Annotated in this window: 20 protein-coding genes; 9 read left to right on the forward strand and 11 right to left on the reverse strand. The window is 35.3% G+C overall.

Features of this window, described 5'->3' with window-relative positions; translation table 11 throughout:
• Positions 1-357: 357 nt before the first annotated feature.
• Positions 358-1,761, forward strand: a complete 1,404-nt coding sequence (locus ACQVD9_RS11425) for an OprD family porin (protein ID WP_264746078.1) — start codon at positions 358-360, stop codon at positions 1,759-1,761.
• Between the two features lie 51 nt (positions 1,762-1,812).
• On the opposite strand, the gene ACQVD9_RS11430 is transcribed toward ACQVD9_RS11425, so the two are convergent.
• Positions 1,813-3,717 (reverse strand): ATP-binding cassette domain-containing protein, encoded by a 1,905-nt coding sequence (locus ACQVD9_RS11430; RefSeq protein ID WP_264746079.1) that lies wholly within the window; start codon positions 3,715-3,717, stop codon positions 1,813-1,815.
• Between the two features lie 153 nt (positions 3,718-3,870).
• Between ACQVD9_RS11430 and ACQVD9_RS11435 the strand changes: the two genes are divergently transcribed.
• Positions 3,871-5,802, forward strand: coding sequence for a transglycosylase SLT domain-containing protein (locus tag ACQVD9_RS11435; protein ID WP_264746080.1), 1,932 nt, complete (start codon positions 3,871-3,873; stop codon positions 5,800-5,802).
• A 39-nt stretch (positions 5,803-5,841) separates the two neighbouring features.
• Here ACQVD9_RS11435 and ACQVD9_RS11440 read toward each other — a convergent pair whose 3' ends face one another.
• Entirely contained in the window at positions 5,842-6,156 is a 315-nt protein-coding gene (locus ACQVD9_RS11440; RefSeq protein ID WP_264746081.1) for a hypothetical protein, read from the reverse strand.
• 224 nt (positions 6,157-6,380) lie between these two features.
• Between ACQVD9_RS11440 and rhlB the strand changes: the two genes are divergently transcribed.
• Together rhlB and ACQVD9_RS11450 are read left to right on the forward strand one after the other, a co-directional pair.
• Entirely contained in the window at positions 6,381-7,778 is a 1,398-nt protein-coding gene (gene rhlB, locus ACQVD9_RS11445) for an ATP-dependent RNA helicase RhlB (protein WP_264746082.1), read from the forward strand.
• A 10-nt stretch (positions 7,779-7,788) separates the two neighbouring features.
• A complete protein-coding gene (locus ACQVD9_RS11450) occupies positions 7,789-7,959 on the forward strand; it encodes a hypothetical protein (protein WP_264746083.1) in 171 nt (56 codons plus the stop codon).
• Between the two features lie 18 nt (positions 7,960-7,977).
• Here ACQVD9_RS11450 and thiO read toward each other — a convergent pair whose 3' ends face one another.
• Both thiO and ACQVD9_RS11460 read right to left on the reverse strand, forming a co-directional pair.
• Positions 7,978-9,075 (reverse strand): glycine oxidase ThiO, encoded by a 1,098-nt coding sequence (gene thiO, locus ACQVD9_RS11455; protein WP_264746084.1) that lies wholly within the window; start codon positions 9,073-9,075, stop codon positions 7,978-7,980.
• A 70-nt stretch (positions 9,076-9,145) separates the two neighbouring features.
• Positions 9,146-9,631: a hypothetical protein gene (locus ACQVD9_RS11460; RefSeq protein ID WP_264746085.1), complete on the reverse strand. Its 486-nt coding sequence runs from the start codon at positions 9,629-9,631 to the stop codon at positions 9,146-9,148.
• 458 nt (positions 9,632-10,089) lie between these two features.
• Between ACQVD9_RS11460 and ACQVD9_RS11465 the strand changes: the two genes are divergently transcribed.
• Positions 10,090-11,280, forward strand: a complete 1,191-nt coding sequence (locus tag ACQVD9_RS11465; protein WP_264746086.1) for an MFS transporter — start codon at positions 10,090-10,092, stop codon at positions 11,278-11,280.
• The gene (locus ACQVD9_RS11470; protein WP_264746087.1) at positions 11,270-12,127 is read left to right on the forward strand and encodes an NAD-dependent epimerase/dehydratase family protein; all 858 of its coding nucleotides are present in this window, start codon (positions 11,270-11,272) and stop codon (positions 12,125-12,127) included. Before ACQVD9_RS11465 ends, ACQVD9_RS11470 begins: the two co-directional genes overlap by 11 nt.
• Here the strand turns inward: ACQVD9_RS11470 and ACQVD9_RS11475 are convergent.
• The 3 genes from ACQVD9_RS11475 to cobB form a co-directional block, all read right to left on the reverse strand.
• Complete coding sequence (locus ACQVD9_RS11475) at positions 12,113-12,787, reverse strand: rhodanese-like domain-containing protein (RefSeq protein WP_264746088.1); 675 nt, start codon at positions 12,785-12,787, stop codon at positions 12,113-12,115. The two genes, ACQVD9_RS11470 and ACQVD9_RS11475, sit on opposite strands and share 15 nt — an antisense overlap.
• 132 nt (positions 12,788-12,919) lie before the next feature.
• Positions 12,920-14,245, reverse strand: a complete 1,326-nt coding sequence (locus ACQVD9_RS11480) for a dicarboxylate/amino acid:cation symporter (protein ID WP_264746089.1) — start codon at positions 14,243-14,245, stop codon at positions 12,920-12,922.
• Between the two features lie 401 nt (positions 14,246-14,646).
• Positions 14,647-15,405 carry a Sir2 family NAD+-dependent deacetylase gene (gene cobB / locus ACQVD9_RS11485; RefSeq protein ID WP_264746090.1) on the reverse strand — a complete coding sequence of 253 codons (759 nt, stop codon included), beginning with the start codon at positions 15,403-15,405 and terminating at the stop codon, positions 14,647-14,649.
• A 175-nt stretch (positions 15,406-15,580) separates the two neighbouring features.
• Between cobB and folE the strand changes: the two genes are divergently transcribed.
• Positions 15,581-16,126 (forward strand): GTP cyclohydrolase I FolE, encoded by a 546-nt coding sequence (gene folE / locus ACQVD9_RS11490; RefSeq protein WP_264746091.1) that lies wholly within the window; start codon positions 15,581-15,583, stop codon positions 16,124-16,126.
• Positions 16,127-16,137: 11 nt separating this feature from the next.
• Positions 16,138-16,950, forward strand: a complete 813-nt coding sequence (gene xthA / locus ACQVD9_RS11495; protein WP_264746092.1) for an exodeoxyribonuclease III — start codon at positions 16,138-16,140, stop codon at positions 16,948-16,950.
• Positions 16,951-17,004: 54 nt separating this feature from the next.
• On the opposite strand, the gene ACQVD9_RS11500 is transcribed toward xthA, so the two are convergent.
• A complete protein-coding gene (locus ACQVD9_RS11500; RefSeq protein ID WP_264746093.1) occupies positions 17,005-17,622 on the reverse strand; it encodes a TetR family transcriptional regulator in 618 nt (205 codons plus the stop codon).
• 120 nt (positions 17,623-17,742) lie between these two features.
• Here ACQVD9_RS11500 and ACQVD9_RS11505 point away from each other — a divergent pair, with 120 nt between their 5' ends.
• The gene (locus ACQVD9_RS11505; protein WP_264746094.1) at positions 17,743-18,936 is read left to right on the forward strand and encodes a multidrug effflux MFS transporter; all 1,194 of its coding nucleotides are present in this window, start codon (positions 17,743-17,745) and stop codon (positions 18,934-18,936) included.
• A 4-nt stretch (positions 18,937-18,940) separates the two neighbouring features.
• On the opposite strand, the gene ACQVD9_RS11510 is transcribed toward ACQVD9_RS11505, so the two are convergent.
• From ACQVD9_RS11510 to ACQVD9_RS11520, 3 genes are all read right to left on the reverse strand, one after another.
• Positions 18,941-19,525, reverse strand: coding sequence for an NAD(P)H-dependent oxidoreductase (locus tag ACQVD9_RS11510; RefSeq protein WP_413774156.1), 585 nt, complete (start codon positions 19,523-19,525; stop codon positions 18,941-18,943).
• Positions 19,526-19,643: 118 nt separating this feature from the next.
• Positions 19,644-20,252: an NAD(P)H-dependent oxidoreductase gene (locus tag ACQVD9_RS11515; RefSeq protein WP_264746095.1), complete on the reverse strand. Its 609-nt coding sequence runs from the start codon at positions 20,250-20,252 to the stop codon at positions 19,644-19,646.
• 188 nt (positions 20,253-20,440) lie between these two features.
• On the reverse strand, positions 20,441-21,247 hold the full coding sequence (locus tag ACQVD9_RS11520) for an inositol monophosphatase family protein (RefSeq protein ID WP_264746096.1): 807 nt from the start codon (positions 21,245-21,247) through the stop codon (positions 20,441-20,443).
• Between the last annotated feature and the right edge of the window lie 39 nt (positions 21,248-21,286).

A 21,286-nucleotide genomic window follows, 5' to 3' on the forward strand; every position in this document is an offset into this window, starting at 1 on the left:
ATATTAACAATTTAACTTAAAATATTAAAAAAAACTCTAACATAAATCATTTAGAGATTATCTTTTCATAACAATAATTTAAAATCACAATCACTATAAACAATTAAATTATCATTTTTTATAACAAAAAAGCACAAAAGGCATACTAATTGCATTAAATCATAAAAATTTTAATTACTTATTTTACATCAATGTCTTTAATGCTATAGTTTTTAACAAATGAGGTAATATGATTATATTTTTAAATTTAATAAAAAGATCTTACTTATTTTATTACATAGTTTTTTGCTACAACAATACATCTAATAACCGATATTACAAAAACTTAGCTCATGCTTGAAATAGGGAAACTAGCAAATGAATAAAGCCAAACATAACTTGCTGGCAGTAACCATCGCAACACTTATACCAACTTTAGCCATCGCTGAAGAGCAGCAGGACACCTCAACTCACTCTATACTTAATAAAAACGCTCAAGCTGAATCTGCTGGTTTTGTAGAAGACAGTAACTTAAATGTGCTTATTCGTAACGTTTATTTTAAGCGTGATTTTCGTAACTCTAGTAATTCAAATATGACTCAAGATGGCAAAGAACGTCAAAGCTATCGTGAGGAATGGGCACAAGGCTTCATGGCTACCTATGAGTCTGGTTTCACCCAAGGAACCATAGGCTTTGGTGTTGATGCATTTGGTATGTATGGTTTTAAACTAGACACAGGTAGAGGACGTAATGGTGCAGGATTACTTCCGATTGATAGCCATGGACGAGCTGAAGATAACTATAGCAAAGGCAGCGGTGCTGTAAAAATGCGTATCTCCAACACTGTTTTAAAATATGGCGAACAGATGGTAGACACGCCTGTTTTCTCTGTGGATGATGCCCGTTTATTCCCAGAAACAGCAGAAGGCTTTTTACTAACCAGTAACGAAATTAAAAATCTTACTATTAATGCTGGACACTTTACCTCATTACGTGCAATGAATCAAAGCTACCGGGATTCAAGGTCTAATGATTGGGGACTATACAATGATAGAGGCACTGGCTTAAAACGTGCTGACTTTATTGGGGGTACTTATCAATTTACTGATAATCTATCTGCTTCACTTTATTATTCAGATGTACAAGACTTCTGGAAGAAAAAATATGTAGGTGTTGATTACGCTATTCCAATTGATGATAAACAAGCAGTAGACCTATCTTTTAATTACTACAATACCAAAAGTCAAGGCCCTGTAAAACACCTAAGTCGTCAAGTATATAACGGTGATAAAATCAACTCTAATGTATGGAGTTTACAAGCTTCCTATACCTATGATGCCCACAAGTTTACTTTAGCTCATCAACGTGTAACAGGAGATGGGCCAGGTAATCCTTATGGTGTTGACGGTGGTGGAGCTATTTATTTAGCTAACTCTGTACAGTACTCAGACTTTAATAATGAAAATGAACGTTCATGGCAAGCTCGTTATGATCTTGATATGAGCAAATATGGAGTACCTGGCCTAAGTTTTATGACTAGATATCTTCGTGGTACTAATATTTCTGAATACCTACGTGATAGCAATAAATCAGGCGGTAAGGTAACAGAAACTGAGCATGATATTGAAGCGAAATATGTAGTACAAACAGGCCCAGCTAAAGACCTCAGTGTACGTGTTCGCTATGCTATTTACCGTTCTTCAGGCTTCTCAGATGATATCAATGAACTTCGTGTCATTACTGAATATCCTTGGGATCTTATGGGAATGTTTAAAAAATAAACCTATTTTCAATAAAAAGCCCAGTAAGTACTGGGCTTTTTTATATAGTTATTATCCTTCTAACTCAGACCAACGTTCTAATAACCCATCTAACTCAAGCTGCATATTAGTTAACTTTTCTAATACAACACTGGTTACGTCCGTTGATTGCTGATAAAAATCAGGATTATTGACTTGTTCTTGCAATATCTCTAACTCAGACTCTAATGCTTCAATCTTGGCAGGTAATGCATCTAGTTCGCGCTGATCTTTATAACTTAATTTTCGCTTTGTAGATTGCTCTTGTGTCACTACTGACTTAGCTGATTGCACAGTAGTTTCAATCATTACTGCTGTTTGTTTTTCATCTTGCACACCTAGCAACTTAGGTGAACCACCCTGTCTTAACCAATCATCATAACCACCAATATATTCAATGACTTTACCATTGCCTTCAAACACGAGAGTACTGGTTGCTACATTATCTAAAAAGACACGATCATGGCTGACAATAAGAACCGTTCCTTGAAAACTATCTAATACTTCTTCTAGTAACTCTAAAGTTTCTATATCTAAGTCATTAGTAGGCTCATCCAGTACCAATAAGTTAGCTGGTTTACTAAAGAGTTTAGCCAATAATAATCGTGCTCGCTCACCGCCTGACAATGCCTTTACAGGAGTTCTTGCGCGTTGTGGACTAAACAAGAAATCACCTAAATAGCTCAGCACATGTCTTTCTTGACCTGCAATACTGATAAAATCACGCCCTTCAGCGACATTGTCTAATACTGTTTTTTCTTCATCCAATTGATTACGTAGTTGATCAAAATAGGCAATTTCTAGCTTTGTTCCATGCTTTACCTGTCCATTATTAGGCGCTAACTCACCTAATAATAATTTTAATAAGGTTGTTTTACCCGTACCATTTGCACCTAATAAGCCAATACGATCACCTCGTTGAATAATCAACGAAAAATCCTTTACTTGTGGCTTATCTTCATAACCAAAACTAATATTATCTGCAATAATAACTTGCTTGCCTGATTTCTCAGAGCTATCTAATTGGAAACTTGCCTTACCTTGCACATTTCTACGCTCAGCACGCTCCTGCCTCAAAGCTTTTAAAGCACGTACGCGTCCTTCATTACGGGTACGCCTAGCTTTAATTCCTTGTCTAATCCACACTTCTTCTTGAGCTAATTTTTTATCAAACAAAGCATTGGCTGTTTCTTCGGCAGCTAACTGTTGCTCCTTATGCACTAAAAAGCTTGCATAGTCACCTTTCCAATCAATCAAATAACCACGATCTAACTCTAAAATACGTGTAGCTAAATGCTGTAAAAAACTACGATCATGGGTTATAAACAAAATAGCGCCTTTAAAATCCATCAAAGCATTTTCCAACCAATTAATCGCCCCTATATCTAAATGGTTAGTTGGTTCATCTAATAATAATAAATCTGGCTCAGCCACTAACGCTTGGGCTAGTAAAACTCTACGCCGCCAACCACCAGATAATTCTGCTAATTTTTTATCGGCTGGCAATTGTAATCTTGTTAAAGTAGTTTCTACTAATTGCTGTAATCGCCAGCCATCCTTCGCTTCTAATTGTTGTTGAACTTGCATTAACTGCTGTAAATCGTCATCATTATTAATATGTTGGCTTAAATGATGATAACGAGCTAATAACTCTCCTACCCCTGTTAAACCTTCTGCTACCACATCAAATACAATGCGATTATCAGCTTTAGGCAACTCCTGAGGTAACTCCCCAATCTTTAAACCAGGAGCTCGCCATATTTCACCATCATCAGGTTGATTAATCCCTTTTACTAAACTCAATAAACTAGACTTACCCGTACCATTACGACCAATAATACAAACACGCTCGCCCTTTTCTATTTGCCATGACACCTTATCTAATAAAGGTGTCATACCGTAAGCCAATGATACATCAGTAAATTTCAGCAATGCCATAGTTATCTCCAAACATCAAGCTAGATAGTTTAACAGGCATTACTTATAACCAAAACTAGCAATCAATAATTTGTATTATTTAAGTATTCGCAAATTCTTAATTAGCAAGGTAAGCTATAGTATTTTCATGAAATATAAAGGTCTAACACTATTATGGCTAACGCATTGATTCGCTATGTGTCTACAGTAAGCTGCTTATTATTAGCCAGCTTTACTTTGCAAGCAGCCACTTTAGAAGAGCAACGTAACTATTTTGATCAAGCAAAAGTTGCATTAGATAAAAATAATCCGCTTGTTTACTATAGCCATAAAAAAGCATTACAAGGTTACCCATTAGAACCCTATCTTGCCTACTTAGAACTCAACAAACGTATAAAACTCGCCTCTGATAAGGAAGTTATACTGTTTGTAAAAAAGCACCAAGATTTACCACAAACACGCTGGTTAGAAATGCGTTGGTTACGCCTAGTGGCGGAAAGAGGTGATTGGAATACTTTCTTAAAGTATTACCAACCTGATACCTTTTCTGAGCTTGATTGTTTTTACGGACAATACCTCTATCAAAATAAACAAACAACTAAAGCAAATGAATTAGCTGAAAAACTCTGGTTAAAACCTCATTCCCAACCCAATGCTTGTGATGTAGTATTCAATTATTGGAAAAAACAAGGCAAAATGACTGCTGATATACGTTGGCAGCGTCTAAAAATGGCTCTTGAAGCAAAGGAGTATAGACTAGCTAATCATATTGTAGGATTATTACCTGCTTCATTAACTGAGCAAGGTAAAGAGTTTACCTATGTCGCAAAAAACCCTACATTAATCGCTAAAACCCAAAACTTTCAGGGTAAAGATAAAATTACTGGTGATATTGTTGGTTTAGGGTTAAGACGTTTAGCACGCCAAGATCCAGAACAAGCATTATCATTACTACAATACTATGGAACTCGTTTACAATTTTCTGATGACCAAAAAGTCGCTTTAGCTAACGATATAGGCTTAACTTTTGCACGTCGTTATGACGATCGAGCATTACCAATTTTAGCAAAATATGATGCCAACCTAGATCATGATGATGTAAGCGAATGGCATGTAAGATTATTACTACGATTAGGCCGTTGGCAACAAGCGCAAGACTTAATTAATCGCTTACCTGAGCAATTAGCCCAAACTAATCGTTGGAAGTATTGGAAAATTAGGGTAGCACAATATATAGACCCTAAAGCCCCCCAAATTATAGAACAGTATAACAAGCTAGCCCAAGAAAGAGATTTTTACGGCTTTTTAGCTGCGCAACGAGTTAATGCTGACTATCAATTTAACCATCAGCCTATTATTGTTAATAATAGTATGGTGCTAAGAATAAAGAATATGCCTGCCATACAAAGAGCTATAGAGTACTTGTATAAGGGAATGGATAACGAAGCTTGGATTGAATGGCATAACCTCACACGCAATCTTTCTAAACAAGAGATGCTTGCCCTTTCACAGTTAGCCTATGATATGAATCTTTATTTCTACGCGATACGTACCTTGGCTATTACTAGTTATTGGGATGATTTAACTATCCGTTTCCCTATTGCTTATAAAGATATTCTGGTTAAAGAGGCTGATAATAGGAGCATTAGTCCTAACTGGGCTTTTGCTATTATGCGTCAAGAAAGTGCATTTAATGATCGGATTAAGTCACATGCTGGTGCTATGGGATTAATGCAACTTATGCCTGCTACAGCAAAAGAGACTGCCAAGAAATTTGATATCCCATTAGCAAAACCTCAAGAGGCATTAAACCCTAATACTAATATACAATTAGGTACCGCTTTCTTAGGTCAAATGTATGGACGCTTTCAGAACAATCGCATCTTAGCTTCCGCCGCCTATAATGCTGGCCCAGGCAGAGTGAGACAATGGCTACAAAATTCTAACAACGTAGATTTTGATGTATGGATAGAAACCATACCGTTTAATGAAACCCGTCAATATGTGCAAAATGTATTGTTCTATTCAGTTATCTATGGTCATAAATTAAATATTCCACAAGTATTAATTGAAGACCATGAAATGAATTTTGCCTCAAATAAATAAAGCAGCCTAAGCTGCTTTATTTATTTCATTCTATATAGACTATTGCTTATTTGCACCACAATCATTTACTACTTGAAGCATTTTAGTCTCAACATTTTTAAACTTAGTAATATCTTCTTGAGTAATGCTTTGTGGTGGTGTTAATAATAAATCCCACTCTTCTTTTGCTAACTTGTCATCAAAGTTTTTAATGGAACAGTCGCAAGATTTTTCAGTATTACCACTTTGTAAACAACCCGTTTTTAATTCTTGTAAAACAGCTTCTTTTGTTAATGTTGGCGTACTTGGCGTCTTTTCTGCCCACGCTGTTGCACAAGTAAGCATTGTTGCCACAACTAATAACTTTAATTTCATAGTTTTTGCCTTTATATATGCTGATAAAAAAGCATACTATAAATAATCCCAGCTAATTAAGCTAATTGTTTACAACTAATTAATGATACATATTAAAAGATACTACCAAGAAATATATTATAATCAAACTAATAGTTTACTTTAAAAAAGCATTAGCATAGTGCAGATAATGCTAATCTACGTTAAAATACAGAAGTTATTACTTAATAAATGGAATAAATACTTTGCTAAAAGCATTAAAAAGTTTTTTTACTAAAAAACAAGCTACTCCCCCTCAACAAGTGGCTAATAAAGCTCCATCTGAAAACGCTTCACAACACAATAATAAACAGAAAAAAACACCTCATAAAAAGCTTCGTGTTAAAAAACAACAATCAACAAACAAAAAGCAAACAAGTACCCTATTAATGGAATGGCAGGTAGAAGACTTTGTTGTAGAACCACAAGCGGGCAAGACTCGTTTTCATGACTTATTCCTATCAAACTCTCTAATGCATGCCATATACGATCTTGGTTTCACTTATTGCACACCTATTCAAGCAGGTGTACTAGGCCATACCTTAAAAGGGCTAGATTGTATAGGACAAGCACAAACTGGTACAGGTAAAACGGCTGCTTTTCTTATTTCTATTATTGCTCAACTAGAAGAAACCTCTCCACCTACTGAACGCTATATGGGGGAACCCAGAGCTCTAATCATCGCCCCTACTAGAGAACTCGTTATACAAATAGCTAAAGAGGCACAGACATTAACAAAATACACATCCCTTAATGTGATGAGTTTTGTTGGTGGCATGGACTTTAACAAGCAATTAAGGCAAATAGAGAGCAATTATTGTGATATTTTGGTAGCAACACCTGGTCGTTTATTGGATTTTCAGCAGCGTAATGAAATTCATTTAGACATGTTAGAAATACTTGTTCTTGATGAAGCTGATCGAATGTTAGATATGGGTTTTATTCCTCAAGTAAGACAAATTATTCGCCATACGCCTCACAAACGAGATAGACAAACCCTATTTTTCTCAGCCACTTTCACTGATGATGTAATGGATTTGGCTAAACAATGGACCACTGATCCTGCTATTGTTGAGATAACGCCAGAAACTGTTGCCAGTGATACTATTGAGCAACACATATATGCCGTATCTGAAACTGATAAACTTACTTTACTCTATAACCTAATACAACAAAACAATTGGCAACGTGTTATTGTTTTTGCTAATCGTCGTGACCAAGTACGAGATATTGAAAAACAACTGAAATACCAAGGCATTAGCACTGCCCTATTGTCAGGAGAGGTTGCACAGAACAAACGTGTACAAACATTAGAAAAATTTAGAGCAGGCAAAATCGCGGTATTGATTGCTACCGATGTAGCTGGCCGAGGTATCCACATTGATGGTATCAGCCATGTCATTAACTATAATCTACCAGAAACTCCTGATGATTATGTACATCGTATAGGCCGTACTGGCCGAGCAGGAACTAAAGGTATCTCTATTAGTCTAATAGGAGAGGATGATATTTTTATATTACCTAATATTGAGACTTTATTAGGTCAAAAATTAGAAGGAAAAATTCCACCTGCTAATTTATTAACACCGTTACCGAAAAAATAAGGATAAAACAATGACAACTTTTGAGATAGTGCTTATTTTACTGATTACTGCCTGTTGTTTATTAGGTTTTGGCTTTAATTTCCGTCAATATAATTGGGGGATAGCTATTATGTGGTTAGGTGCTATTACTATGTTGTCTGCTATTGCCTATAAAATATATGATGTTACTCATATTATTTAATCACTATTAACTAATATTTTAAAGCCTATTAACTGGTAAATAAGGATTAGCATCTACTATTTGCTGTCTATCTAACATTAAATCTGTTAATAGCTGACATGAAGCAGGTGCTAAAACAAAACCATTACGGAAATGCCCACAATTTAACCATAGACCGGGATAATCTGGCACCTCCCCAATATAAGGAACACCTTCAGGCGCTGCTGGTCTAAGCCCTGACCAATGTTGTATCACTTGTGCTTTAGCCAACTCAGGCAGCATCTCTATAGCTGATTGTCGAAGGCTTTCCTGCACTTCTAATGTAGGTTCATTATCGTAACCAACATATTCCATTGTACTCCCCACTAAAATATGTCCATCACGACGAGGAATAGCATAACGCCCATTAGCTAAAACAATAGTGGGTAAAAAATTCTCTGCACATTTAAACAAAATCATTTGTCCTTTAGCAGGTTTTACCGATATATTAAGCCCTAAGGAATGCAACCAATTGCCTAACCATGCTCCTGTACAGATTACAACATTATCAGCATAATAATCTTGGCGGCTTGTATGAACACCAATAACACGCCCTCCCTGTTGAATAATATCAGTAAACATACAATTTTCTTGAATATGTACATTAGGCATATTAACTAGAATACTATGTAATGCCCTAATTAATCGTGGGTTACGGATATTAGCTACATTATCCATATAGATAGCAGAGGTAAAACCACTTCCTAAAACACTAACAGCTCGTTCAACCTCAACAATATCCACTTTATTAAGTGGTCGTTGGTATTGCTGAGCCCAGTCCAGTGCCTGTTGCTCATCTTCTAAATTTAACCAATATAATCCCGTTATATAATACTCTGGATCAATGTTTGAAAGGCTTTTTAACTCAGTGATAAACGCTAGATAATTATCTTGCGAAACATTGACTAAACTAGTGATGGAGGAGTGTTGTCGCCAAGGAAATAATGGAGAAATAATACCACCACCTGCCCATGAAGACTCTCTTCCTACAGCACTATTTCTCTCTAACAAAATAACTTCTATGCCTTCCTTTGCTAAGGTATAAGCAGTTAACAACCCTATGATACCAGCACCTACAACTAATGTTCTAGTAGTCAAAAGTTACCTCTTTAGCTTTTACAGCAACATAAAATCTAAAATTGAGTGTGACTAATAATCAATATATTATTTAAAGTAATCGGCAGCGATCAGCATTAGGATAAAAAACCTTAATAACATTATTGTTAGGTGCATAATTAATCACTATTACCGCAGCAGGAGTCATATTCTTTTTATCCCAAGTGACATATTTATTAGGACGTTCAATTGTTGGTTTACCATAAAGATCTTCTATTTTATAGCGTATTTGAGCAGTATCATCATCACTTGCACTAACTACAGATAATGCACATAACCCTTCTATGGAATTAATAGTGTATACAATAGACTCAAATTGATAACCATAACTATTAGGTAATGCATTACCAGCAAAGGTTTGCCCATCATTACCAAGACCTGCTAAAGGAGAATAACGTTCTATTTGTTCCTTAGTAATGCCCATTTGAACGCCAAATAAACCATCCCATGGCCCCATTTGATATCTTTTCTCAGGAGAAGTACTGCTACAAGCCACCAATGTAGCTAAAACCATAGTAAAAATTAATGTTATCCGCATTCTAATATCTCCATTCTACTTTTAGTGATTATAATAATATTTTTACTAATTAACGCCCACTTTTTTGTTACTTTTATCTACTAATTCATTATCAATGTTTTATTAGCTTTTATAATGGTACTGTTAAATGTTCTTGTTGGTATAAATAACTGACAATCTTATGTGGGTATGCAACATAAGGTTCCGAAATAGACTTAACTAGTTGATAACCTTTTTTTGTCATTATGGATAATCTTAATACTCCAGAGCAAACCAATATGAGTTAGAAGTTTTTCTACAAGGCATTGGTTATTTAAACACCTCCTTATTTCCCTTGATTACTGGTATCATATTACAATACTTTAGTTCACTTGCCTTAGCTTAGATATTTATGAGTATCATAAGCATTATTTTATTAATCATAGTCTTTACATTTACTCCTACAAACAATCAATTAATTTTTAAATAGAAATACTTATATGACTTCCATCAAACCTCTCTCCTCTTGGTTTGTATTGCTATTATCAATCGCAACTGGAGTAAGCGTAGCTAGTAACTACTACGCTCAACCATTATTGAATACTATAGGGAATGATTTGCATATTCCTCTTAGTAGTACAGGCGTTATTATTACTGTTGCTCAATTATCCTATGCAGCAGGATTATTATTTTTGGTGCCTTTAGGAGACCTTATTGAAAGACGAGGACTTATTGTAAGTATGTCCCTCACCTCAATGTTAGGTCTACTGGTTTCTGCCACTGCACAGAATATGACATGGTTATTAATTGGTACGGCAATAACTGGTTTCTTTGCTGTAGTTGCACAGGTTATTGTGCCCTTTGCTGCTAGTTTAGCCTCACCCACTGAACGAGGAAAAGTAGTAGGCACTATTATGAGTGGCTTATTGCTAGGAATATTATTAGCAAGAACAGCAGCTGGATTTTGTTCATATATAGGAAGTTGGCGTACCATTTATTTTATTGCGGCGGTTACTTTATTTATTATCATCATTTTATTATTAAAAACACTTCCTCGCTATCCAGCCTCCACTAAAATGGCTTACCACCATTTACTTATTTCTACCATAGGGCAATTTATTAAATACCCCAAGTTAATTGTATATGGACTATTGGGCGCGCTAAACTTTGCTGTATTTAGTCTGTTATGGACACCCATTGCTCTTATCTTAGCTGATACTTATAACTATAGTGATTTAGTCATTGGTCTATTTGGTTTAATTGGTGCAGCAGGCGCATTAATGGCCCCTTATGCTGGTAAATTAGCAGATCATGGTAAAAGCAATTTAGTCATTACACTAGGCTTTATTTTATTAATTGCCTCTTGGCTGCCCTTGGCTTTTACAGCTTTTTCGGTGACTTTATTAATTATTGGTATTTTAATATTAGACTTAGCTGTGCAATCTATTCATGTTACTACCATGAATCAAGTGTATAAAATAAACCCTGATTCCAGAAATCGTTTAAATGCTTGTTATATGCTGTGTTATTTTATAGGTGGTGCTACAGGCTCGCTGAGCTCTACATGGATTTTTGCTCATTTTGGTTGGATTGGTGTTACCATTGTTGGAGCTACAACTGCCACAGTTGCATTACTAATATGGATACTATTCTATATACAACAAAGAAGAACCACTGACAATGAACAATAAACAACCCTCTTTACTTATTATAGGCTGTGGTGATTTAGGTACACGACTAGGTATAAAGATGGCCAATGAAAGTTGGCAAGTTTATGGTGCGAGAAGAAATATCAGCCAACTACCGAATGCAATCTCAGGTATAGGTCTTGACTTATACCAAGAAAACTTACCAATAAATTGGCCACAACATCATTTGGACTATATTGTATATTGTGTAGCCCCTAGTAAGGCTGAGCATAATCAATATTATGACCTCTATTATAAAGGCCTACAAAATACTCTAAATTGGTTGCAACAATGCCAACAAGTACCTAAAAGACTGTTTGTTATTTCTAGTACAGCGGTTTATGCGCAAAATGATGGACAATGGCTTGATGAGAATAGCCCAACTACTCCTGATAATGTACAGGGTAAAACCATGTTAGCTATGGAACAATTAGCATTGCAAAGTAATCTAGCTAGCACCTGTGTACGTTTGTCAGGTATTTATGGACCTAATCGTACTTACCTAATTAATCAGGCTAAACAGGGCGTACATTATCCCGATCAGCCTCCTCTTTATGCTAATAGAATTCATATTGAGGATGCTGCAAACCTTATACAACAGCTAATTCAATATCAGCAAACGGGTAATATATTAAATAATTACTATATTGGCGTTGACGATAATCCAGCACCTATTCAAGAAACATTGGCTTGGATAAGAAATAAACTAAATATCACTGAACTTGCTGATGAGTACAGTGAGCGTCGTGTAGGTAGTAAAAGACTCTCTAATAAGCTAGCAAAAACAACAGGCTGGACCCCCTATTATGCTAGCTATCAAGAAGGATATAGTAAGTTATTGGACAATTGAATTAATTATGCTTTGCTTAATATTTTCTTCAACTGTAGTAACAGCTGTTCCCTCGAATTGAAGACGTTTATCATTAACTGATACTAAATCAGCTAACTCATAGACATTACGATAGCCATAACCATACAAATTAATAAAAGTAGGAATATTTAAGGCGAGCGTAAGATTATTAGCATAAGTTTGTTTACCATCCAAATCCTTTGGTATTACTGCCATTTTGCTAGCAAAGCTCTGCTGGTCGTCAATAAAATTATTATTACAATAAATAAGAATAGTGGTATTTTTATCAGGAATTAGTTGATATAAACTGATTTGATTATAATCAGAATAGTTTAAATGGATAGCACCTTTTAAGTGTTTTCTATCATACATTGCTTTAGAACGAGAATCTAAAATAACAGTATTAGGCTGTTTTGCCTTTGCTAAAAAATCATCTAAACCTAATAATCTGTTAGCCCTATACTGTTCTACTTCCTCAGCTAGTTTCATAAAACTAGTAAAATCGATTTTACTGGCAACAACTTTATCCTGCTCTTGGAAATATTGATTAAGCTTTGCAACTTCTTGATAATCTGCTTGTTGTATATTCTGAGCAAAACTATTCCCTAGAATCATACTCATAACTAATAAAACGCTTTTATAAAATATATTCTTCTTCACAAGTGATCACCCTACTGTATATAAGCAACAATAATATATACAAATATACTTAATTTTAGGTTAATTTTAATTGCCAAAAAAAATGGATAATACACCAAGATATTATCCACTTTTAACTTCAATAAAACTTAATTATCTTACAGCAGTCGCCATTTGTTGATCAACTTCTGCTGGATTAGTTAATGCATAATTTAGTTTTTCCACATCCAACTGACCACAGTATTTAGCCACTACCACCGTCGCTAATGCATTACCCACTAAGTTAGTTAGTGCACGTGCTTCTGACATAAAACGATCGATACCTAGGATAAGTGCAATACCTGCTACAGGAATATGCCCTACTGCCGACAAGGTTGCGGCTAACACAATAAAACCACCACCTGTTACAGCAGCAGCACCTTTAGAGGAAAGCAACAATACCAGTAATAAGGTAATTTGATGCATTAAGTCTAGTGGTGTATTTGTAGCCTGTGCAACGAAAATAGCCGCCATTGTTAAATAAATAGACGTACCATCAAGATTAAAAGAATAACCTGTTGGAATAACTAGACCTACCACTGATTTGTGACAACCTGCTATTTCCATTTTCTTTAACATACGAGGTAATACAGACTCAGAAGAAGAAGTACCCAATACAATTAATAACTCTTCTCTGATTAAACGAATTAACTTAGTAATACTAAAACCACTGTAGCGTGCAATAGCACCTAATACAAAGAAAATAAAGATTAAACAAGTAGCATAGAAACAAAGCATTAATTGCCCTAACTGCCACAAGGTACTAATACCATAACGACCAATGGTAAAGGCCATAGCACCAAATGCCCCTATAGGTGCTAATTTCATGATCATATTAACTACATTAAACATAGCATGAGCAATTTGATCAATCATATTTAATAGTTGTTTACCAAAATCCCCTAAGCGATGTAAAGCAAAACCAAATAATACTGCAAAGAATAAAACCTGTAATATTTCACCACTAGCAAAAGCACCCACTACAGTATTAGGGATGATATGCATAATAAACTCAATAGTACTTTGTTCTTTACCAATATATTGTTGAACGCCTTTAATATCCAGCGTTGATGCATCTACATTCATGCCAACACCTGGTTGTACAACATTCACAATAATTAAACCAATGACTAATGCAACAGTTGAAACTATTTCAAAATAAAGAATAGCTATACCACCTGTTTTACCCACTGATTTCATACTTTCCATACCAGCAATACCACTAACTACAGTACAGAAAATAATGGGAGCAATAACCATTTTAATCAATTTAATAAAACCATCCCCTAATGGTTTCATTGCTTCACCCCATCCTTTTTCGACCACAGCATTGGTTACAGGATCGACTATAGTGGGGGAAAAATGTCCTAATAATATACCAATTACAATGGCAACAATGACTTGGAAATATAAAGACTTATATATTGGTTTTTTCTGCATAGTGATTTCTCTTTATAAATTATTCACTTATTCCTAAGCTCAATAAACTCACAATTATTTTTTTTGTTACCATCCATAGTAATTATTACAATATATACACAACCATTTTACAATCTATAAACCATTCAGATAATAGATACTATCAACATCATATAACCCACTATTTAGCAAATAAACAGTGGGTTATATAAAATGAACTTATAACTACTGAACTACTAAAGACCATGATTGATAGCGTTATATAAATGCTAATTTCAATCCTTTAATAAGCTATTATCATATCACAAAACAATAACTGATTTCATCTAGCGATACAATATTATTAATAATCAAAAAACTTATAACCCACTGATATTTAATCAATAATTTAAAAGCCATTATTAGTTAATAAATACCTGACATTAATCAAATTTCTTTTTAGTCAGCCCAGGATAACGACGACTAACGTTATTTTTTAACAAACTTTCTACCCAAAAAGGCACTTTTTCTGTAGCTAAACCATAAATAGCGCGTTTGAATAAACTCTGATTTTGACCCGGCTTTAAGTTAATCTCCAAAGTATCTGCATCCCTAGCATTTGCCTCTGTTACAAAACTAGCAGCAGGATAAACACTGCCAGAAGTACCAATAGCAACAAATAAGTCTACCTTCTCTATTGCTTTATAAATCTCATCCATCATTAAAGGCACTTCACCAAACCAGACTATATGAGGACGTAATGTGTTTTTAGTATGACAACAAGGACAGATATCACTCTGTTCAATATTAGTATTCCAATCATAACAACGCCCTGTTTTGATACAACGTGCTTTTAATAATTCACCATGCATATGAATAACTTTTGTGGAACCTGCACGCTCATGTAAATTATCAATATTCTGCGTAATAACTGTTACGGTTCCTGAATGTTCATTTTGTAACTCCGCAATGGCATAGTGAGCAGCATTTGGCTTTATTTCTGGAGATAACAAAGCTGCACGTCGCACATTATAGAACTCTTGTACTAACTCAGGATTTCGCTTAAATGCTTCAGGCGTGCAAACATCTTCAATACGATGATTATCCCATATTCCTCCTTCATCTCGGAAAGTATCAATACCTGATTCAGCAGAAATACCTGCTCCTGTTAAAATAACAATATTTTTAGGTAATCCCGTCATGAAGTTCTCCTAATTATTTAGCATCATTACTACATCCTATATCTTTATTATACAAGGATAAATATATTAACCATTGATATTTTCACTGAACAATTAATATAAAATTTGAGTTTTATCAATAAACAGATTGAGGTACTATTAACACTTTAATTTAATACCTTAAATGGGAAATCTCATGTCCTTGCAACAACACTATACAGCTATCCTAACAGAACTTGGGGAAAACCCTCAGCGTGAAGGATTAATAGATACTCCAAAACGTGCCGCTAAAGCGATGCAATATCTTTGTAAAGGTTATCAACAAACGTTAGAAGAAGTAGTGGGTGGTGCCTTATTCACCTCTGATAATAGTGAAATTGTATTAGTCAAAGATATAGAACTTTACTCACTCTGCGAACACCATCTGTTACCCTTTATTGGTAAAGCACATGTCGCCTACTTACCCAATGGTAAGGTATTAGGTTTATCTAAAATAGCCCGTATTGTTGATATGTATGCGAGACGCCTACAAATTCAAGAAAACTTAACTCATGAAGTAGCCAATGCCATTGAAAAAATCACAGGAGCATTGGGTGTAGCTGTAGTTATTGAAGCAAAGCATATGTGTATGATGATGCGTGGTGTTGAAAAACAAAATTCAACAATGACCACTTCGGTTATGTTGGGTGCATTTCGTGAAAAAGCGACAACACGTGCTGAATTTTTAAGTCTTATTAAATAAAAGTTATTATTGTGAAAATTATATCATTTAATATTAATGGGTTACGCGCTCGTCCCCATCAATTAAAAGCCATTATTGATAAGTATCAACCTGATATTATTGGCTTACAGGAAACTAAAGTAGATAACCCACAATTCCCTTTAGAAGATATCCAAAATCTTGGCTATCATGTGGAGTATCATGGCCAAAAAGGCCATTATGGGGTAGCCTTACTATCATTACGCCCACCATTAAAAACGTATTGTGGTTTTCCTACGGATGTGGAGGGTGCGCAATGCCGTTTTATTGCAGGTGTTTATGAGGACTCACAAGGACAGGCTATCACTATTATGAATGGCTACTTTCCACAAGGCGAAAGTCGTAGTCATCCTGTAAAATTCCCTGCTAAACAAAAATTTTACGCTGATTTATTACAGCTATTAAATGCCCAGCAGTCTCCTACACAACCCTTGTTAATCATGGGAGATTTTAATATATCACCACAAGATTGTGATATTGGTATTGGTGAGCAAAATGCTAAGCGTTGGTTACGTACAGGAAAATGTAGTTTTTTACCTGAAGAACGTGAATGGATGGGTAATTTAAAAAATTGGGGACTAATTGATAGTTTTCGTACTCTTTACCCAGATATTGATGATGAATTTAGCTGGTTTGACTATCGTAGTCGTGGTTTTGAGGATATCCCTAAACGTGGCCTAAGAATAGATTTAATTCTTGCTTCTACCGCATTACAGAATAGGCTTAAAGCTGCCGGCATTGATTATGAGATTAGAGGAATGGAAAAACCTTCTGATCACTGCCCTATTTGGTTAGAACTAAACTAGTAGGTTAATACTACTAGTTTAATCACTTATTTCTTGTAAATATTGTGTTTGGTATTATTCCCAATCAACAAAAATACCACGAAAAAATGCTTTGATAATAATTTCAGAATTATAACCCTCAGAAAACTGTTTAGGATCACGCGCCCAATCATTTAAAACACCTGTAGTCATAATATGTAGCATGTGAGCCGCTAAATCAGGAGTAATATCAGAACGTAATCGGCTAGCAGTTTCAGGTTCACTAATTAACTCAGCACAATGACTAATAAATGCCTCTATCATATTATTGCAGCGTGCCTCTGATTCACTTAATTCCTCAGTATACTCACAACGTCTTAATAAAATAGTAAATATATTGCGTGTTTTTTCATCATTAGATAACGCATCAAATATATTTTTAAATAACCCAAACAGTTTATGGATAACAGAGCCTTCCATTGCCATAAACTCTTCAAAAACCTGTTCTACTGGCTGAAAAATTTGACTCATTAATTCATTAATCAAATGGTCTTTATTTTTAAAGTGCCAATAAACGGCCCCTCTTGTCATACCTGTTGCGCGCGCTATTTCTTCTAAACTGGTTTTTGAGACCCCTTTCTTTAAAAAAAGGGTTTCTGCTGCGTCTAAAATCGCAATTTTTGTTTTTTCAGCTTCTTCTTTAGTTCGACGCATAGTTAATCGTTGTTCCTCTATTTATTTTGAATGACTATTTTAATCTATTTACAAACAAGATGTATGTAATTTATATGATTTAGTACAGCACAGTTTTACATTTTATTATAAAATGCGTTAATGACTTTACGAATTATCCTAATCCTAGCAGGTTTAAATGCTTTTGGACCACTAGCTATAGATTTATATCTACCCTCTTTTGATTTAATAGCTAATGATTTCAACACAGTAACAGACAATGTCCAACTTAGTCTTTCTGTTTACCTTATTGGTCTTGCAATAGGGCAAATATTATATGGCCCATTAACTGATAAACTAGGCCGAAAGTCTCCTTTAATTGTTGGGGCATGTATATTTATTGTTGCCTCATTAGGCTGTGCATTAGCTTCTAGCCTTAACTGGCTAATCACTTTACGTTTTCTACAAGCATTGGGTGGCTGTGCTGGAATGGTTATTTCTAGGGCAGTAGTAAGAGATCTTTGTGATCCTAACACAGCTGCCAAAGTATTTTCGCAACTTATGTTAGTTAACGGTATTACACCAATGGTTGCGCCTTTACTAGGTAGTTTACTATTAGTTTATTTTTCTTGGCATGCTAGTTTTTACTTTTGTTTTATTTTTGCTATTAGTATTGGTATAACTGCGCTATTTTGGTTACCTGAAACACTACCACCTAATGCTCCTCGCCCACCACTCAGCAGTGCTTTCAAGCAATATCAACATTTATTTAAAGAACGTAACTTTCTAGGTTATAGCATAGTCAGTGGTTTTATATTAGCAGGCTTATTTATCTATATTGGCAGCTCTCATTTTTTATTTGTTGAATTACACGGTCTTAGTAATACTCAATATGCTTGGATATTCGCACTTAACTCATTAAGTATTATGTTATCTGCACAACTTAACCATTTATTATTAGCTAAACATAACTCTATTTATTGGATTCCTAAAGTACTTTGGGTATCACTTACTGCTGCGCTTTTATTGATACTCGCTCACTATCTACAAGCCCCTGTGTGGTTATTTACCATTCCAATTATTATCTTTATGGGATCATTAGGTGTATTACTACCCAATATTACTGCTTGTGCTATGGCTGTGGACGCTCGTCAAGCAGGTAGTGCTTCAGCACTAATGGGTACGATACAATTTGCTATTGCCGCAAGCTTATCAGGTCTAACTGCTTGGTTACAAAATGGTACTGCCTATCCAGCAGCACTGATGTTAGCTTGTAGTGTCACAATTGGTATGATCATTACTTACCTAACTGCAAAACACCAACAAGCCACATCAGTAAATGAAGGTATTGCTTAAAGATTTACACTTTTCCAAAAACTTTTGTCAAATGCGCTTTATAAGCAGCAGTAGTTGCCTCTACATTTGGCTCTTTTATCACATCATTCGCCATAAAGGTAGGTAACGCTGATAGGCTTAAAAATTGCTGGGATTTATGGAAGGCAAAATACACGCCATCTACCCCTCTGCCATCGAAAAAGTTTCCAAACTCTTCAAACGCTTCTACAGGCGCATTCCATGTTACTGACAACATGTAACAACGACCTTCTAACATACCACCTGTACCATATTGTTTGGTGGGATCACTACGTGTACGACCATCATTTTTATATAGCTTTCCATGACCAACAGTATAAACATCATCCATATATTTTTTTACTTTCCATGGTGTACCCATCCACCAACCTGCCATTTGATAAACAATGGTATCAGCCCACAGTATTTTTTCTACCTCTTCTGCATCATCATAACCCTTTTCAATATGAGTTTCTTTAACTTGATGACCTAAATCAGACAAAGTTTTAACTGCCACTTCATGTAAAGTTGTGTTAAGTTGCCCACCAGAATGAGCAAATACTTGAGAACCATTAATTAATAATATTTTCACAATTACCTCAAAAATAAATACTTTAAAATATGATGTTAATTATAAATATTCTCTCGCTAAAAATCTGTTATCTATATGACTAAACATAAAATTTAGCCTTATAAATCAATACAGAATTTTACAAATCATGGAGATTCTTTTTCGCCATCATCCAAATTACTCTAGATAAGCGTGTTTTATAAGCAGCTATTTGCTGCTCAACATGTGGGTCTTTATCAACATTAGCAGCTAAAAAAGTAGGTAATGCTTTTAAACCTAAGAACTGGTGAGCCTTATGGAAAGCTAAGTAAACTGCATCCACTCCTCGTCCATCAAAAAAATGATCATACTCTAAAAAAGTTTCAGCTGGTGCATTCCACGTAACAGACAACATATAGTGACGTCCCTGCAATAAACCTGTTTTACCATAAGGTTTTAATTGATCTGGGGATATTTCTTTTTCATCTTCATAAAAAATACCATTACCGGCATTAAAAACTTCATCCATGTACTTTTTAACAATCCAAGGTGGCCCCATCCACCATGCGGGCATTTGATAAATAATCATTTCTGCCCACAAAAACTTTTGCACTTCGGCATCTACATCATAACCATTATCAATACGCGTTTCTTGCATTTCATGGCCGAATTCTTTTAATGTTGTTTTAGCAATTTCACACATAGTGTCATTCAATTTGCCTCGTGTGCCTGCAAATGCTTTTGCTCCATCAATTAACAATACTTTCATAGTATATCCTCATCAATTTACAGCATGGTCAGAGCTACTTCCTGATGAGGTGTTATATACAAATTTCTAATAATATGTATTGTAATAAATCAACTAGAATAAATACGCTAAACTTTTAATAGCATACTTAAAGAATGTAAAAGGAAAAATGGATTTGCCTCGTAAAAAGCAAATCCATACAAGAGATACTATTTTTTAGGAAGATGTGGCTGAATGGTCTGTAAAACTGCTTTAAAACATTTAGGATTGCCTGTTACTACTTGGCCATTTTCTAAAAAGTCATGACCACCTTTAAAGTCACTAATTAATCCACCTGCTTCTTGAATTAATAATGCTCCTGCCGCCATATCCCACTGCGACAAACCAGATTCCCAGAATGCATCATAGCGGCCTGCTGCTACATAAGCCAAGTCTAAACTAGCCGCTCCAGCTCTACGTATACCTGCAGTAGCACCTATTAAGTCACGAAACATAGCTAAGTAACTATCTAAACCATCTAATTGGTCTTGTTTAAATGGGAAACCTGTAGCCAATAAAGCACCCTCTAAACTTTTACGAGCACTTACTCTAATACGTTTGCCATTCATTGCTGCCCCACGACCACGAGAAGCAGTAAACTCCTCCTGACGCACAGGATCCAACACCACAGCGTGCTCTAAGCGCCCCTTATATTGGCAAGCAATACTCACTGCATAGTGAGGAACACCACGTAAAAAATTAGTGGTTCCATCTAACGGATCAATAATCCATAAATAGTCAGCACCTTCTGCTGTTCCTTTTATCAAACCGCGCTCTTCAGCCAAAATACCATGATTAGGGTAAGCTTTTTGTAAAGCAGTAATAATAATTTCTTCAGCATTTCTATCGATTTCAGAAACATAATCATTCGTTTCTTTTTGCTGTGGGCTAAGACTATCTAAACGTTCTGTTGCTCTAAAAATATATTCGCCTGCACTACGGGCGGCACGTAATGCAATGGTTAACATAGGCTGCATGAGGAAACTTCCAAGGGTTCTATCAAAACAATAATTATA

Source organism: Entomomonas sp. E7T21, assembly GCF_058693955.1.